General features: G+C 37.3%; 12 protein-coding genes and 4 tRNA genes. 11 read left to right on the forward strand and 5 right to left on the reverse strand.

What is annotated here, in order from left to right; all coding sequences use genetic code 11:
* Positions 1 to 32 precede the first annotated feature (32 nt).
* Positions 33 to 1,409, reverse strand: coding sequence for an oxygen-dependent tRNA uridine(34) hydroxylase TrhO (gene trhO, locus AC106K_RS15390; RefSeq protein WP_482446372.1), 1,377 nt, complete (start codon positions 1,407 to 1,409; stop codon positions 33 to 35).
* 317 nt (positions 1,410 to 1,726) lie between these two features.
* Here trhO and AC106K_RS15395 point away from each other — a divergent pair, with 317 nt between their 5' ends.
* Positions 1,727 to 3,262 (forward strand): trypsin-like peptidase domain-containing protein, encoded by a 1,536-nt coding sequence (locus AC106K_RS15395; protein ID WP_482446373.1) that lies wholly within the window; start codon positions 1,727 to 1,729, stop codon positions 3,260 to 3,262.
* A gap of 74 nt (positions 3,263 to 3,336) precedes the next feature.
* Here the strand turns inward: AC106K_RS15395 and AC106K_RS15400 are convergent, their stop codons facing one another.
* The 3 genes from AC106K_RS15400 to AC106K_RS15410 form a co-directional block, all read right to left on the reverse strand.
* Positions 3,337 to 3,792: a hypothetical protein gene (locus tag AC106K_RS15400; protein ID WP_047096863.1), complete on the reverse strand. Its 456-nt coding sequence runs from the start codon at positions 3,790 to 3,792 to the stop codon at positions 3,337 to 3,339.
* Positions 3,792 to 4,172, reverse strand: a complete 381-nt coding sequence (locus AC106K_RS15405) for a RidA family protein (RefSeq protein WP_047096864.1) — start codon at positions 4,170 to 4,172, stop codon at positions 3,792 to 3,794. The genes AC106K_RS15400 and AC106K_RS15405 overlap by 1 nt, the downstream gene beginning before the upstream one ends.
* Positions 4,173 to 4,290: 118 nt before the next feature.
* Positions 4,291 to 6,876 (reverse strand): putative LPS assembly protein LptD, encoded by a 2,586-nt coding sequence (locus AC106K_RS15410; RefSeq protein ID WP_185288793.1) that lies wholly within the window; start codon positions 6,874 to 6,876, stop codon positions 4,291 to 4,293.
* 53 nt (positions 6,877 to 6,929) lie between these two features.
* Between AC106K_RS15410 and AC106K_RS15415 the strand changes: the two genes are divergently transcribed.
* From AC106K_RS15415 to AC106K_RS15460, 10 genes are all read left to right on the forward strand, one after another.
* Complete coding sequence (locus AC106K_RS15415; RefSeq protein ID WP_482446374.1) at positions 6,930 to 8,216, forward strand: N-acetylmuramoyl-L-alanine amidase family protein; 1,287 nt, start codon at positions 6,930 to 6,932, stop codon at positions 8,214 to 8,216.
* 59 nt (positions 8,217 to 8,275) lie between these two features.
* Positions 8,276 to 8,347, forward strand: a tRNA-Glu gene (locus AC106K_RS15420).
* Between the two features lie 569 nt (positions 8,348 to 8,916).
* Complete coding sequence (locus tag AC106K_RS15425; RefSeq protein WP_482446375.1) at positions 8,917 to 9,237, forward strand: hypothetical protein; 321 nt, start codon at positions 8,917 to 8,919, stop codon at positions 9,235 to 9,237.
* A 66-nt stretch (positions 9,238 to 9,303) separates the two neighbouring features.
* Entirely contained in the window at positions 9,304 to 9,558 is a 255-nt protein-coding gene (gene rpsT / locus AC106K_RS15430) for a 30S ribosomal protein S20 (protein WP_002983073.1), read from the forward strand.
* Positions 9,559 to 9,568: 10 nt separating this feature from the next.
* Positions 9,569 to 9,640, forward strand: a tRNA-Glu gene (locus AC106K_RS15435).
* A gap of 85 nt (positions 9,641 to 9,725) precedes the next feature.
* A tRNA-Glu gene (locus AC106K_RS15440) sits at positions 9,726 to 9,797 on the forward strand.
* A gap of 62 nt (positions 9,798 to 9,859) precedes the next feature.
* Positions 9,860 to 9,934: transfer RNA gene (locus AC106K_RS15445), tRNA-Glu, on the forward strand.
* A gap of 929 nt (positions 9,935 to 10,863) precedes the next feature.
* On the forward strand, positions 10,864 to 11,637 hold the full coding sequence (locus AC106K_RS15450; RefSeq protein ID WP_047097552.1) for a T9SS type A sorting domain-containing protein: 774 nt from the start codon (positions 10,864 to 10,866) through the stop codon (positions 11,635 to 11,637).
* A 149-nt stretch (positions 11,638 to 11,786) separates the two neighbouring features.
* Positions 11,787 to 12,677: a T9SS type A sorting domain-containing protein gene (locus AC106K_RS15455; RefSeq protein ID WP_482446376.1), complete on the forward strand. Its 891-nt coding sequence runs from the start codon at positions 11,787 to 11,789 to the stop codon at positions 12,675 to 12,677.
* A 212-nt stretch (positions 12,678 to 12,889) separates the two neighbouring features.
* On the forward strand, positions 12,890 to 13,678 hold the full coding sequence (locus AC106K_RS15460; RefSeq protein WP_482446377.1) for a T9SS type A sorting domain-containing protein: 789 nt from the start codon (positions 12,890 to 12,892) through the stop codon (positions 13,676 to 13,678).
* Between the two features lie 285 nt (positions 13,679 to 13,963).
* Here the strand turns inward: AC106K_RS15460 and AC106K_RS15465 are convergent, their stop codons facing one another.
* Positions 13,964 to 16,222, reverse strand: a complete 2,259-nt coding sequence (locus tag AC106K_RS15465; protein WP_482446378.1) for a DUF5074 domain-containing protein — start codon at positions 16,220 to 16,222, stop codon at positions 13,964 to 13,966.
* Positions 16,223 to 16,234: the final 12 nt, after the last annotated feature.

The following is a 16,234-nucleotide window of genomic DNA, read 5'->3' on the forward strand; positions in this document are numbered from 1 at the left end:
TTTTTTTCTAAGCTCAGCTTTCAACATATTAATTATGCGTTTTCAGCTTGCAATATTTTATATAATTTATCAGACAAACGAACTCTGAACGGAAGTTCAAAAGTGATCTGATCTCCTGCTTTCGCAATTTCACAAGGACCACCGTTCGCATACATTTCAGTGATGATCACTTCCTGATCTCCTGTTGTAGGACCTGAAATCAATACTTTATCCCCGATAGAAAGCTCTTTACTTTCTATTAAAAACTGGGCAATTTTTGATTTCGAATAATAGTGTTCTGCTTTTCCGACCAATACTTTTTTAACGGAAATTTTCTGGCGGATATTCTTCGTCTCAGGTTTTGTGGCCTGCGCCAAAGGTTTTGTTGTTAAATCTCCTGAGTTTTTAAATTTCAGAGCATCGGATTTTCCTTTTCTGAAAACTTTGTTTCCAACCTGTAAGCCCTTTCTCAGTTTCAACTGTTCCTCCCAAGGCAAATGAATGGTCTCCAGACATTCTGTAGAACATGTGTTTTCCATTGCGGCTTTACATTCGTCACATTGGATAAACAATAGGTGACAGGCATCATTAGCACAGTTCGTATGATTATCACATGGCTTACCACATTGGTGACATTGCGCAATAATATCGTCTGTAATTCTTTCTCCCAATCTGTGGTCAAACACGAAGTTTTTACCGATGAACTTACTTTCTATCCCCTCCTCTTTTATCTGACGGGTATATTCAATGATTCCACCTTCCAACTGGAAAACGTTTTTAAATCCCTGATGTTTAAAGTAAGCACTGGCTTTTTCACAACGGATTCCCCCGGTACAATACATCAAAAGATTTTTATCTTCTTTGAAATCCTGTAATTGATCATTGATAATCGGCAAACTTTCTCTGAAGTTTTCCACATCAGGAGTAATAGCGCCTTCAAAATGTCCCACTTCACTTTCGTAATGGTTTCTAAAGTCTACTACAATGGTATTGGGATCAGCAAGCATATCATTAAACTCCTGAGCTTTTAAGTGAACTCCTTTATTGGTTACATCAAAGGTTTCATCGTTCAGACCGTCAGCCACAATTTTGTGTCTGACTTTAATGGTCAGCTTCAGAAAGGAGTGATTGTCTTGCTCAACCGCTACATTCAAACGAATTCCTTTCATAAAATCGTACACTTCCAGTGTGTTTCGAAAAGCCTCAAACTGATCGGCAGGAACACTCATCTGAGCATTAATACCTTCGTGGGCAACGTAAATACGGCCAAGCGCATCAAGGGCGTTCCAGGCTATGAATAAATCGTCACGAAATTTTTTGGGATCTTCAATTTTAGCGTACGCATAGAAAGATAACGTAAGGCGTTCCTTACCAGCTTCATCAATAAGTCGAGCTCTTTCTTCTGCGCTTAAGGTGTTATACAGTTGCATGCTATAAACGTTTTAAGTGAGAAAAATATTTTTGCAAAGGTAAGAATTTTTAAATTAATAGCTCTCCGAGATAATGGTAGATACTTTGTATATTTATACAGCTACATTCTGTCACAATTTCATTTAAGTTTTTTTTAAGTTTTGTTAACTATGCCGTTAACAATTATGACATAATGTATAAATTAACAGTATAGCCGTTAAATTTTAGTTAAAATTGAAACATAGCATACTAATTGCTTACTTATTTAGCATTAAATTTGTTTACATAAAAACATAGAAAAGAAATTAGTACAATAAACAACAAAGAAAGATATAAAATGAAGAGTACTTTAAAAAAACTATTACCATTTGCAGTAGTCGGAGTTATCTCAGGAGCTACTACCGTTGGAGCTATACAATATTTCGGACATGGCTCCAATAATGGAGATCAATCTTATTTCACAACATCAGCACCCAACACATCCTTTGCAGGAATGAATACGGGAGCAGTGGGCGATGATTTTGTAAAGGCAGCCAAAACAACCGTTCCGGCTGTAGTTACCATCAAAAACTATCAAAGCAGAACATCCAGCAGGGCTTCGGAACAGGATCTGTTTGATTTCTTCTTCGGAGATCCTTTCGGAGGAAGAGGTGGCCAGCAGAGACAGAAGCAGCAACAGCAGACTCCTGACAATATGCCTTCGGGAATGGGTTCAGGGGTAATCATCTCGCCGGATGGCTATATTATCTCAAACAACCACGTGGTGGCAGGTGCCAACAAACTGGAAGTAGTACTGAGCAATAAGAAGTCATATATCGCTACTTTGGTAGGAACTGACCCTAACACGGATATTTCCTTATTGAAGATTGAAGAAAAAGGACTTCCTTATTTAAATTTTGCCAACTCAGACAATATTGAAGTAGGACAATGGGTACTTGCAGTAGGAAACCCACTTGGGCTTAATTCTACAGTAACTGCAGGGATTGTTTCTGCAAAAGGAAGAGGAATCGGAATCCTTGGAAGCCAGGGAAAAGCAGCTAACCCAATTGAAAGCTTCATTCAGACCGATGCTGCCATCAACCCGGGTAACTCAGGAGGTGCATTGGTCAACACGAATGGAGAACTGATCGGGATCAACTCTGCAATCCAGTCTACTACAGGATACTACCAAGGATATGGATTTGCTGTACCGGCCAACCTGGCAAGAAAGATTGTTGAAGACATCAAGAAATTCGGAATTGTACAGAGAGGATTCTTAGGTGTTTCATCATTAGACCTTTCAAACGATCAGCAGGTTTTAGGATACAACAGACAATTCAAGACGAATCTTAAAGTAGGTTCAGGAATCTATATTACCGGATTCGGAGAAAAGAGCGGTGCTGAAGATGCAGGTCTGAAAAAAGGTGACATCATCACTAAAGTTGACAACTATGCAGTAACAGACTTCGCTGATCTGTCTATGTCTATCGGAAGCAAGCGTCCTGGTGATAAAGTTCAGGTAACTTACCTGAGAGACGGTAAAGAAAATACAACTACCGTAACGCTTAGAGACCAGAAAGGAGGAACTTCTACCAAAACGAAAGCTGACCTTAGCGTAACTGAAAAAATCGGAGCTGAATTTGATCCGCTTACAGAAAGGTTCAAAACAGAATATGGACTGAACAGTGGTGTCGTTGCTAAAAACGTTTCTGAAGGCAGCGAAATGGCCAAAATCGGAATTGTAGACAACTATATCATCATTGAAGTTAACGGCAAGCCTGTCAACTCACAGAAAGATATTGAAAAGATCCTGGATAAGTATCAGGGGAATGTACAGGTAAAATTTGTGGATGACTACGGAAGAATGTATACCAAAGGATTCAAGATGCCTTAATCATAAGACAAAACAATAGTTGATCATATCAACAAAAAAACGCTGCAGACATCTGCAGCGTTTTTTATTTTTTTTTATTTAGGCTTATTCATTTTTTCTGAAATGCTTTTCTTTTTGTTCCGCTCATAGATCACTTCTACAATTTTACCGCCGATCCATGAAAACGGAAAGAAGGTAAGGAAGATGGAGATCTTATAAAATGTAGGATGGTAAGGAAATATGATCACATCCAACATCGCAATAAAGAGCATAATAAAACCTATAAGAATAGCATAGGCAACTTTGGCATATTTTACGATAATGGCTGTAGCCACACCCCCGATTGTTGTTCCTAATCCGGAAATAAACAACAGGAACCCAAAGAATGCCTTATCATCTTTCATACTGAAAAGAAACCTTTGCCAATGCTCAAACGGAGCGAAAGCTTCAAAAGTAACCCATTGCGGAAAAGCCCTTATACCAAGAGTAATAATAAGCCCTGCTATACCAAGGCCTACAAGCACCGCAATTGTATTTCTTATAAAATTCATTAATCCTGATGTGCAATCATAGAAATTTCGATATCCACATTTTTGGGCAGACAAGAAACCTGTACCGTCTCACGTGCAGGATAGCTTTCCGCATCCAGATAAGATGCATAAATATCGTTCATCACCGCAAAATCATCCATGTTCTTAAGGAAAATCGTAGCCTTTACAACATTTTTAAAAGTCATTCCAGCTTCTGTAAGAATCGCTTCAAGGTTTTTCATTACCTGATGCGTTTCCTTTTCAATTCCTTCTACCAGTTTACCAGTTGCAGGATCTACAGGAATCTGTCCGGAGATATACAAAACTCCGTTGGCCATATTAGCTTGTGAATAAGGCCCGATTGCTGCAGGAGCATTAACTGTGTTGATAATTTGTTTCATAACGGATATTTATTTTTTTGATCTTATACAATTACCCTCTACTTTCTAAACGGTAATTTAGTTAGAATTTATTTTGGTTGCAAATATAAAATTTATATTCTCAAATGCCAATCTGATATTAGAAAGGTGCATTAGGCTGAGTAAAACTTCTGTCTTTATACTTCAATGCATCACTTAAGATATTGGCTTTGATCCCGATAAAGAAATCATACACTTTATATTGTCCGAAAGGAACCCAGTTGAAGTTGATGGTAAAACTTCGTTGATCTCTTGCAAAACCGATTCTTGTATACGCCAGCTGTTTTGTCACCAGGTCATAGTGGGTACTTCCGTTGATGTTCCAGAATGGGGTAAGCTTGATGCTCCCGTCAAGACCTATTGATGCAATCTTGTTAGCCGTTCTGCTTAGCCCTTTTGAATAAGCATAGTTGGCATTTACATTCAAAGTCCATGACTGATCGAAATGGGCATAATTATCATCATCAAAATAATAATTCTCATTTCGCACCTCTCCTTTTTTAGAATACTTCTTAGCATATTCCGTTTTCGGTCCAAAAATCTCGCTACTCAGAGGATAAGACATCTGTACATTGAATCCCTGTACACTGAAAGCTCCGAATTTTTCTGTTCTGATTCCGGTATCCTGGCCTGGCAGGAATTCAATTTTATAAGGATCGAGAGCAAGACTCGTATTAACAGTAAGTTTGCTATTAAAGAATGAAGACTGCCCGTTGATGGTAATCACAGACCAAGGGTGGTCTTTAGCGGCAAAGTTATAGTTTCCGGAAACACCTAAAGATTCAAAGATTTTAATCTTCTTCACTCCTGTAGAGTCGCTCTTAGACTTCACCTTCATTTCAACATTGTTTCCGATATTGAAACCTAAAGCACCTACCATTCCGCTTTGCGGACTTCCAATAATTCCTTTTTCAAAAATGGAATAAGGGGTAAGGGCTCCATTGGCATTGTAATAGTTTTTATAATATCCGAAACCTGGACTTGAGAAATCCGGAGAATACGTAAATCCTATACTTGGCGTTACCATGTGTCTTACGGCTTCTATTACCGATCCTTTCTTAAACTGCATCTGTCCGTAAAGAATGGTCTGAATACTTGCTGTCGCAGAGAACGTAGAATAGCCTGCAAATTTTTTATTGACATCATCTACCGTAACCGCTTTTACAGGATCATAATACCTGTTAAGAGTTTTTGTGGTCAACGCATTGTCGATATTCGCACTTAAACTGAAGGTGAAATATTTTGCCAGCGTGGTATTTGTTGCCAGGGCGATATTGTTTTTAAGCCCGGTCTGCATTTTATCCCACATTTCTTTTTTAAACAGCTCATTTTCCTGAGTGTTCACAAAGTTCGTCAGGTTGAAACCTGTGTTGACTGTAATATTTTCAAGAAGTCCGGATCTTACACCGGTTTTTGATTTGAACAGATAAAACTGGTTCACGGCTACGTTCATCTGTGGAAGACGAAGGTCTGCCAAACCTGTTGCGAAGTTCTGAGAATAAGAAGCCGTTCCTGTAATGGTTATGGGCAATGTCAGGAATCTTTTGGTAAGGGTTACCGTTGAGTTCTGCTGGGTATTCAGTACATTCTGGTTGAAAATATAGTTGTTGTTCAGCGGATTGTTATAAAACTTGGTACTTACAATATCTACCGAAGCACTGAAAGTAAGGAATGGATTAGCTTTGGCATCCTGCGAATGCGTCCAGTTAATTCTATAAGTACTATTTCTGCTATAGTCGTCCAGTCCTTTAATCCCTCTTACCATTGTTCCAATATCCGCATTGAAAGTTCCCGAGTAGCGGTATTTTTTCTGATAGTTCATCTGTGGACGGATATTCCAGCTCCCTTTGGTATAAATATCGGCCAGTACTTTAAGGTCGAAGTGCTCCCCTATCGGCTGGTAATACCCTATTCCGTTGAGGAAGAAACCAACATCTTCCCTTTCCCCAAAACTAGGGATCAGAATACCGGCAGCTCTTTTATCTGAAAACGGTAAGATGGCAAACGGCATATACAAAGGTGTTGGCACCTGTTCTATAAACATCTGAATAGGTCCGGTAACGATCTGGGATTTGTTCTTGGTCTTTATAAGCTTAATATTGTAAGCCCTCATAAAGTAATCCGCAGCCGTATCTTTTTTCTTGATGAAATAATCATCCGTTGTATAATCTGCTTTTACCATAGCAAAAACAGAATCATTATATTTTTTAGTTTTCTGGGCAATAATCACCCCTTCACTTTCTTCTGTTCTGGCATTGAAGGCAATGGCCTGCTTGGTCTTTGTATTATAACTGAATTCGTTGGTCTCGTATTTTTTCCCTGCCTGGGTGGTAATTACAGGTTCAATGATTTTCCCTAAAGAATCCTGTTTTCCTCTGGCATAGATCAGGTTTTTGTTATCATCAATGGAGATATAATCTGCATCAATCTGCATATCCTGATATTTTACCTGCGCATTTTTGTTCAGAAATGTCATTCTTTTAGGCACATCTCTTCGCTGATCATCAGCTTTTGTGCGAAGAACATCATCCAATGCTTCTTTTTTTGCAACAATGGTATCCTTTTTGGAAATAGTATCTTTAACCGCATTTTTAGGCAATTTTTCAGGAGTTTTCTGTGCTAAAAAATTGTTAAAAATTAGGATAATTAAAATTTGTAATATATTTTTGAGGACGGTTTTGGCCAATTTTATTCTATATAATTAAGGCCCAAAATTAATATAATTTTTATAACTGTAAGATGCACAAACAAAATTTTAAAATAATTTTATCATTTCTCCTTATCCTTATCAGCAACTTTATTTTCTCTCAGAAGAAATTTACCATTGTTTTAGATGCAGGACACGGAGGTAGTGATCATGGAGCCAACAGGACTTATTCAGACATTGGAAGAATTGCAGAAAAAGATATTACGCTGGCCATTACCTTAAAGGTAGGAGCGATGCTTGAAAAAAACAGAGATTTTAAGGTAATTTACACCCGAAAAATCGATGAATACCCTTCCCTTTCTGATAGAACCAACCTGGCCAACAGAAGTAAAGCGGATCTTTTCGTATCCATTCACTGTAATTCTTCTGCAAGACCTACAGCTTACGGTACGGAAACTTACGTACAGGGACCCAACCAGAATAATGAAAACCTGGAAGTAGCCAAAAGAGAAAATGACGTGATCTTTCTGGATGAAAAAGATAAACAGACCTTCGGGTCATACAACCCGGAGTCTCCGGAATCTCTTATTGCCCTGAAACTTCAGCAGAGCAAGTACCTGGAATCCAGTCTTCTTTTGGGAGGATTGGTAGAGGACAATTTCGTCAATAAAGACAAAAGGTCTTCCAGAGGTGTTTTTCAGAAAAACCTTCACGTTCTCCGTATGAATGCGATGCCTTCTGTACTGATAGAAACCGGATTCATCAACCATCCGGAAGAAAGTCATTATATCGCTTCGGAAAAAGGCCAGAGCGAAATTGCAGAAAGTATCTATAATGCGATTATTGATTACAAGAAAGCAATTGACAGAAAAACCGGCGGACCTATGGCCATTAAAAAGCAGGAACCTGAGAAACCGGCAGAAACTCCTCTGAAAAATGATTTCAGAATATTACTGATGAGTTCTCCTACGAAGTACAACGAAAACGACCCTGCTCTTAAAGGATTAAATTATATTCTTACCATCAAAGAAAACGGTCAGTATAAATATTATTATGCTGTAACGAATATGGCTTCTGTAAAAGACATCAACCTTAAAACAGCCAAGGATGCCGGATTCCGAAATGCTTTTGCGGTAGGTTTCATGCCGAATCAGAGAATCAGTATGGGGTATTATACCATAGAAGTGTATGCAGGAGACAAGCTGAACGGTAATTCTTACATTGTTCAGAACCTGAAAGATGTGGAAAGACAAAAAGACAATGGTGTTTTCTATTACACCTATGGAAAAGAATATACCCTGGAAGATGCTGTAAAACTCCAGAAAGACCTTGAAGCTAAAGGAATCAAAAACACGGTAATACAGAAAATTTATAAATAATTTAAAAAAATAATTTTGAAGTTTAAAAGTTAATTTTTACTTTTGCAACCTCAAAATTTGGCCTATTCGTCTAGTGGTCAGGACTCAAGATTTTCATTCTTGCAACAGGGGTTCGATTCCCCTATAGGCTACTTATTAAAAACCTTTAACTTTCTGGTTAAAGGTTTTTTTATTGCCATTTCCTTCTGTCCTTTAAATTTCAAAAAAGAGCATATCAGATATAAAAATGGAGAGAGCATTGTTGAAATACAATATGGACAAGCCCTTCTTAATTTTTTTCACCTAAAGCTTTTTAGTATGAATATGATAAGGAAACAAAGAGTAAAATCAATTTCATTGCTTTTCAAACAGATGCATAGGTATAAAAGCTTCTTCAGCAACAAATATGCATTTCTTAACTCTCCATCCGAATTACCTTCTTTTGCCTTCTAAAAAACAAATAAAAGGTTTTTGGATGGGTACTATAAAAACAATAAACGTCTTTATAGAATACTGGAAATAAAAACATTAGCGTAATCACTCCAAAAATATCTCCATCTTTTGCTGTAAAAAACTATTTCATAGGTGTTATATATTACAAAAGCATTATATTTGCAAAAATTTTTAACCATAATTGGTCATCCAAATATGGTACACTGATGAAAAATATTATTGATAACCCACAGGCTGTAAGAAATTACAGGCTATCAAATTTTATATCATGCCGGATTTAAAAATACAAGAAGCTAAATTGCTTTTTAAGAAAATCCACTCTAACCCAAAAAGTTATGATTTACAAATCAATGAAGACGGGATTGCAGGCAAAGATGATAAAATCAGTTTCAGACTTTACAGGACTGGAGAAAGGGTTGCTTTTGAAGTAACAATTGACGGACTCACTTTCACCAACATCACTGGAGAATGGAACAACGCACTGATCATGCTAGGAAATACGATCAAAAAATTAGAAAAGGAACAAGAAAATTTAAAAATAGAACAAGCAATAAATAAACTTAGAAAGTACCTTTCAGAAGAAAATTAAAATTTTTGAAAATAAATTTGGTAGTTTAAAAAAAAGTTTATAGTTTTGCACTCACATTTGAACGATATGGCAAATCATAAATCAGCACTGAAGAGAATCAGACAAAACGAAACTAGAAGACTTCGTAACAGATATTATCACAAGACTGCTAGAACAGCATTGAAAGCTCTAAGAAATGAAGAGAACAAAGCTGCTGCTACAGAACAACTGCCAAAAGTTATCGCTTTATTGGATAAATTAGCTAAGAAAAACATTATCCACAAAAACAAAGCGGCTAACTTGAAAAGCAAATTGACAAAACACGTTAATAAATTAGCGTAAAAGCATAGCTGGCCCGTTCGTCTATCGGTTAGGACCTCAGATTTTCATTCTGGTAAGAGGGGTTCGATTCCCCTACGGGCTACTTCAATCTTGAAAAGCCACTGTGCAAAATCAGTGGTTTTTTAAAGAGAAAGTAGGAAAGCTATTCTTTTAAAACACATCTAACCGGCCCGTTCGTCTATCGGTTAGGACCTCAGATTTTCATTCTGGTAAGAGGGGTTCGATTCCCCTACGGGCTACAATAAGAGTTGATACTTATAAAAACAAAACTAACACATTACTTCGGTAATGGAAGATAGAGGGCCCGTTCGTCTATCGGTTAGGACCTCAGATTTTCATTCTGGTAAGAGGGGTTCGATTCCCCTACGGGCTACCAAAAGGACTTTTTCGAAAGTCCTTTTTTCGTTTATATCTACACCCAAATAACAGAAAAAAGGAAGCCAGGTCCAAAAAATGGGGAATACCTACAGGCAATATTCATTATATTTTCGATATAAATTCAATTTGATTCCTCTTTATTATACCTTTAACTGTTAAAAAACAATCAGGTTTATTCCACAAATTAAGAAGCCACTTAATCTTGAATCACGTCTATGTGTCGTATGATTAAAAGATAAAACCAGATGTATTCTTACTTTCAACTCCCCTAGCCTTTCGGCTAACCAAAGAGTTTAAGCAATCGGTGTTTTGTTCTTTACAGATCTGAAGCATAGTTCCCAGATGGAACTTCAACATAAATATGCTTTATTTTTGCTTGTAAAAGTCAGACCGTGTACTTCTTCATCAGATATAGGTACATTTCTTAGCTTGCTCAAAAAGCTTTGTGTGGTAGTTTGAAATAAATCAATGTTTTTTTTAAACGCTAAGTCTTTATTTTGGTGCCGCTCTATTTTGAGGGAGCAAAGAGGGGAATCAATGCATTGATTCTTATGAAGCTCACGTACAGAAGCTGTTATATTCTTGCATTGCTAAAATATAATATTGCAAAATAAATAATCCTTTGAATCTATAGGATCTCCAATAGCCAATTCTATATCCGGTTATTATCCACAATTTTTAAGACTGCCCTCTTTTACCAAGGCTTAGGAAAGACCAGCAATGTATCGTATTACTTGATAGATAAGACTTATTGATAATTATATACATCAATTAAGTAATATTATATAAAATACAACGCCATAATACACTAAATAATGCATAAATAATATACAAACCAAAAAAATCACCAAAAATAGAAATATTATTTTCTACTTTTCCTTTTAATCATTAAATTTGACTAAATCAATTCATACAAATCTAGATAACATGAAATTTAATTTACTTTTGGGAAATCAGCGCTCATTTAAAGCTGCGCTTATTGCTTTATTTTTGGTCTCTGCCAGCACATTATCATTTGGACAGAACAGAGTGTATGCTCACGCACAAAGCTCAGGTGTATTTGGAGTAGCATGTTTAGGCTGCCGTATAGAAAATGCTTTAAATGCTGTAGGAAACAACGAGAATGATTATTCTACAATGATCCTGGGAACAGCATTATTGGGCGGAATCCAGCAAACATTAATCTTTCCTGAACTAAGACCGGACACAAGGTTGGTAGTAGGGATCGGAACTGATGACATTCCTCTATCTGTACAATTGCTAAGCGGGGTAACTCTTGAAACAATGAATGGAGGAACTTCCAACGATGACCGCAGAACGATTGATGTAAGCCTTCTTAAGCTGGGAGCAACTCCTAACAGGGGTACTGTTGAATTCAAACCTTCAAAACCTTATGACGGAATCAGAATCGGATTGACAGGCGGAGTACTGAGCCTTGGAGGTGGATTCAGAATTTATTATGCCTACCAGGACCCATTAGTTAATATCATGGCCAACAGCCAGGCCGGACAAATTACCCTTGATGCCAATATTCCACTGGAGGGAGCTGAAGTAGCACTTACCAATACTTCAGGAAAAGAGGTATACCGTACTAAACTGGGATCAAAAACATTTAACTCCCAACAGCCGGAGGGCGTTTACTTCATGACGATTCAAACGAAAGAAGGAAAAACGTATTCTAAAAAAATCATGATTAAATAAATAATTAACGAAATCGGCAGTCTTTATAAGGCTGCCGATTTTTTTCTAATTATTTGTAATAAGAAATTAAGCACAAACAATATAATCATAAAAAATCTATGTAATAAACAATATAATAAATCTATACACAAACCACAAAATCCAAACCTATGAAAACCTATTTATTACTAAGAATAAAAGCAACCTTATTTGCTTTACTTCTACCTATGATGAGCACAACACTTTCTGCACAAACCATTACCAAACATTATGCAATTGATCAAAATAACTATATAACATCTGATCTTTCACTTCCCCTCCCCGGAGGAGAGGTAATACCCGACAACGCAGAAGTGATCAACCCATTTAATGCTGTAGGAAATAATCTGAATGATTACTCTATTCTAAAAATTGATTATGACAATGATTTTAAACAGGCAAAAGTTAATCAAGTTTTAATTTTCCGTCACGTAAATGTTGACAACAATACCAATAGGATTGTCATCGGTATTGGTACAAACAACGGAACACCTTTGTCTGCGAATACCATTAAAGACCTACACCTACTAACAGGAGCGCCTTCGTCTTATTATGGAATTTTTGGTAATGAAATAGCATACGTCTTTCCCCCTAACAGTACATTAAAACTTGGAGGTCCTGACCCAACCAGAGGTGAGATTGAGATACAGTGCACAAGTATAAACCCTTGTGACCACATCAAGATAAATAAAGGCAGATCAAACACACCAGTACTAGACTTACTTCTTCCTGGCTATCATCCTGTTAATGAACTTAGAGTTTATTATGCTTATCAATATAAGAATTCTCAAAGTGCGACAAACAATATATTAGCGTACAACAAAGACGGAGTGTTTACTTTTGATAAAAACATTCTTACAGAAAATATGGAAGCTACTTTAACCAATACTTCCGGAAAAGAAGTTTTCCGTTCCAGGATCAATGCTAATACTTTTGAAGCAAAACTGCCTGAAGGAATGTACATCTTAAAGCTTCAGACAAAAGAAAACAAAATTTACACAAGTAAAGTTATTGTTAAATAAATAAAACCCCTCAATCGGCAGATTTAAAAGTCTGCCGTTTTTTTTCGCTTACGACGAAAACCTACAGCTGCATAAAAAAAATTAATTAAATATTAATAATTTAATTTTATATAATACAAATATTTAAATTTCACCAAAAATTGAAATAAAATAAATAACATAATCAATTTATGTGTAAATTTACAAAAAGCTAAATCTTAAAATTTAAACATATGAAAACCAATTTATTCTTGAGACAGCGTGCAATAAAAGCAGCTTTGTCAGCATCATTTTTGTTCCTGATGAGTGCAATGTCTTCTGCACAGATTACCAAAATTTACGCAAACAATCAGATCAGCCAGGTATACGGGGTATGCATCGGTTGTGGTGTATTGAATCCTCTAAATGCCATAGGAAGTAACGAAAGTGACTATTCTACACTACAGGTATCAATAGGATTGCTTGCCAGAACAGAACAAACGTTGATTTTCCCTACCTCTAATATCAACAATAACACCAATAAGCTAGTAATTGGAATCGGTTCAAACGGTACTCCACTAACGGCTCAGGTTTTGGGAGGTGTATCTATTGAAACATTCAATGGAGATGTATCCAACAATGATTATACTAAACTTAGCAGTGAGATTCTGAAGCTTGGTGCCGGAGATCCAAGCAAAGGTGAGATTGAATTGACTATGAATATTCCATTTGACCGTATTAAGATCAATGCCAACGCAGGATTACTTAGCCTGGGTGGTGAACTTCGTGTTTATTATGGTTATCAATACAGAGATCCGTTCATCAGCTTTATGGCACACAATGATGGTGGCCAGATCACTCTTGACAAAAACCTCCCTGTTGAAGGTGCTGAGGTTACTTTAACCAATACTTCAGGAAAAGAGGTATTCCGTTCCAAATTAAATTCAAATACATTTGAAACGAAGCAGCCAAACGGTGTTTACATTATGAACCTTCAGACGAAAGAAGGTAAAACCTACTCCCGAAAAATTATTATTAAATAAATTGAGAGACCGAAACCGGCAGACCTTCAAGGTCTGCCGGTTTTTTTTGCCAATATTCAGAGATTAGCCGGAATGTTCACCGGACCTCTGATCTATCTATTCTTGGTATTTTAGGAAAAGAAGTTAGTCATACAATGCTTACCTCTAAAGACTTTTGAGGAATAAAAACCATAGGTTTCAATTTTCCCTGTCTGTGACCGATACAATACATTCAGCCTGGCAAGAAAAAGCCCGGGCCAATGTATTGGCCCGGGCAGAATGAAACAAAATAAGTGGTGCTGAAAATTATTTTTTAATCAGTTTTTGCTGATATACAGCTTTATCGGTAACCGCTTTCAGAATATAAATCCCATTCGGAAGCATGCTTACATTGATCTGTCCGTTATTCAACGTTACATTAATTGCTTTTCCTGAAGCATCATAAATAGAAACATTCTGGATCTTCTCCTGTGTTTTAAGGGTCAGCATATCAGTAACAGGATTCGGATAGATACCGAATTCAAGTTTCTTCACTTCAGCAGTTGCTAAAGTAGATGCAGAACTGTTTACTGTAACCGTTTTTTCTACCAGCTTTCCGTTTGAATTGAAGCCAATTACAATATCAGCTGTTCCGGAAGCAATTGGAGTAATAACCAGCTCATCATTACTATTAATTGTTGCAGAAACAATAGCAGGGTTGCTGTTTGATTTTATAGATTTTACAATAGATACCGCCATATTGTCGGCATCAGAAACGATTGAATTTAAATCAATGGTCGTAGTGCCTGATGCAGTAACCTGTGAAGGCAAAGTATTGCTTACAGTAGGAACAGAATTATTGGTAAATACCGTCAGTGAAGGGAACCAATAGTAGTCATTCAATATTTTGGTATTGATAAGTGTTCCCGTCATATCGTAGGTATGAATCCAGTTTTTCTGATAATGTGCTCCGTATCCGCTTTCCGTTGTGTTCAGAACAAGTTCACCAGTAATAGGATTTACACGAAGAGCCGCACCGTAAGGAATCTGTTTAAACTGTCCTGTCTGTCCCGGAATGGCAGCAAAGTTTTCGTTAAATGTTTTAGCTGTCACATCAAATCTCACAATCTGTGTTCCTGAGCTCCAGCTGCTGATGGAGTTGATCCAGTATAAAGCATTTTCTTTGTTACTTGCCGTAAATTTTCCTGCATTCCAGGCTCCCCAGTCGCCAATATATTTGGTGGTAGGAATATTATAAACCTGTGTTGCAAAGGTTGTAGGGTTGATGTTAATCAGTTTTTGATCCTGAATCCCCCAAACACTTCCGTCTTTGGCCTGAACAACAGAATAGAAACCTCCGAAAATCGTACTTACTAAAGTATCTGTATTAGGATCGATGACCAAAATTCCTGCTCCTTGCTTCACGGCAAATACATACTGTGAAGTACGGATCATATTTCCGATTTGTCCGTTACCTCCGGTTCCGGCAATCAAAGTTCCAACCTGTAAATTATCAATATTGAAAAGAACAATTCCGGTAGAAGTACCGATGTAGCCTTTATGCTCATTCACTCCTACAAACGACCTTCCGTCTCCCCCACCAATGTTATTAAAGCCTGCAATTTTCTGCATGGTCTGCGCATTGGCAATCACCAGTCTTCCACCAGGTGTGTATTGGGTATCTCCTCCATCAGCAGCCTGTTTTGAAACGAAATAGAATTTATCCCCATAAATAGTTCCATACTGTGTAGTCGCTCCGAAAGCCTGGTTATTGTTTGCATTACTGTACACACGGTAATTAATCTGACCATTATTGTCAACAAAGTTTACAGAACCATTGGTATGGCCATACCATTCTTCATTCACTATAAAATATCCGTTGGTGAAATCTGTAGAAGATACATAAGGTGAAACCGGCGTAAGAGTAGAAGAAATAGGCGCCTCATTGAAACCTACATTAAAGTTCCAGACATCCCACGAGCCATTTTCCAGTGCACGGGAAGAAGCTCCCACATTAGAATATCCAAAATCTGTATCTGTAGGATTTTTTACCCAGTAAGACCAATATCCATTCACCGTCCATCCGGATTGCCAGTGATCATTGGCTGCATCTACAATAGTATAGTTGTCAAAGTCATAAGCCGTTGTATTAACGAATCCATTAACGGGATATAACGGATAAGTGGTATTTCCGCTTTTGATCAATGCATTGGTATTCTGCCCATTCAGATCAAAACCAATTCCTCCCACTGCTGACCCGAATTGAGTGCCCTGATAAAGCAGTGTATATAGTCTGTGGTCTGCCTTGGCAATAGCTTTCAGCATGTCTTCTCCTGTAGCATTCCCGTCCCATTTGAATCCCCAAACCAAAGCATCAGGATTCTTACTGTCATTCCATTGTACTACAAAGGCAGCCTGATTCGCTCCGGAACCTACCCAATACTGAATATCAGCAAAGCTGATCATAGTGGGATTAAGCTTTCCGACCCCTGAAATATCATTTCGGGGTACGCCCTGAACTTTTATCTGTGCATTCGATACGCATGCAAACAGAAAAAGCATCATAAAAAGATAAAACTTTTTCATTTTTTATTATTT

This window comes from Chryseobacterium sp. FR048 (genome assembly GCF_056844665.1).

Bases quoted from the DNA above. Each gene is read 5' to 3' on its own strand.
- trhO (WP_482446372.1), bottom strand. From the start codon at position 1,409: ATGCAACTGTATAACACCTTAAGCGCAGAAGAAAGAGCTCGACTTATT.
- AC106K_RS15395 (WP_482446373.1), top strand. From the start codon at position 1,727: ATGAAGAGTACTTTAAAAAAACTATTACCATTTGCAGTAGTCGGAGTT.
- AC106K_RS15400 (WP_047096863.1), bottom strand. From the start codon at position 3,792: ATGAATTTTATAAGAAATACAATTGCGGTGCTTGTAGGCCTTGGTATA.
- AC106K_RS15405 (WP_047096864.1), bottom strand. From the start codon at position 4,172: ATGAAACAAATTATCAACACAGTTAATGCTCCTGCAGCAATCGGGCCT.
- AC106K_RS15415 (WP_482446374.1), top strand. From the start codon at position 6,930: ATGCACAAACAAAATTTTAAAATAATTTTATCATTTCTCCTTATCCTT.
- AC106K_RS15425 (WP_482446375.1), top strand. From the start codon at position 8,917: ATGCCGGATTTAAAAATACAAGAAGCTAAATTGCTTTTTAAGAAAATC.
- rpsT (WP_002983073.1), top strand. From the start codon at position 9,304: ATGGCAAATCATAAATCAGCACTGAAGAGAATCAGACAAAACGAAACT.
- AC106K_RS15450 (WP_047097552.1), top strand. From the start codon at position 10,864: ATGAAATTTAATTTACTTTTGGGAAATCAGCGCTCATTTAAAGCTGCG.
- AC106K_RS15455 (WP_482446376.1), top strand. From the start codon at position 11,787: ATGAAAACCTATTTATTACTAAGAATAAAAGCAACCTTATTTGCTTTA.
- AC106K_RS15460 (WP_482446377.1), top strand. From the start codon at position 12,890: ATGAAAACCAATTTATTCTTGAGACAGCGTGCAATAAAAGCAGCTTTG.
- AC106K_RS15465 (WP_482446378.1), bottom strand. From the start codon at position 16,222: ATGAAAAAGTTTTATCTTTTTATGATGCTTTTTCTGTTTGCATGCGTA.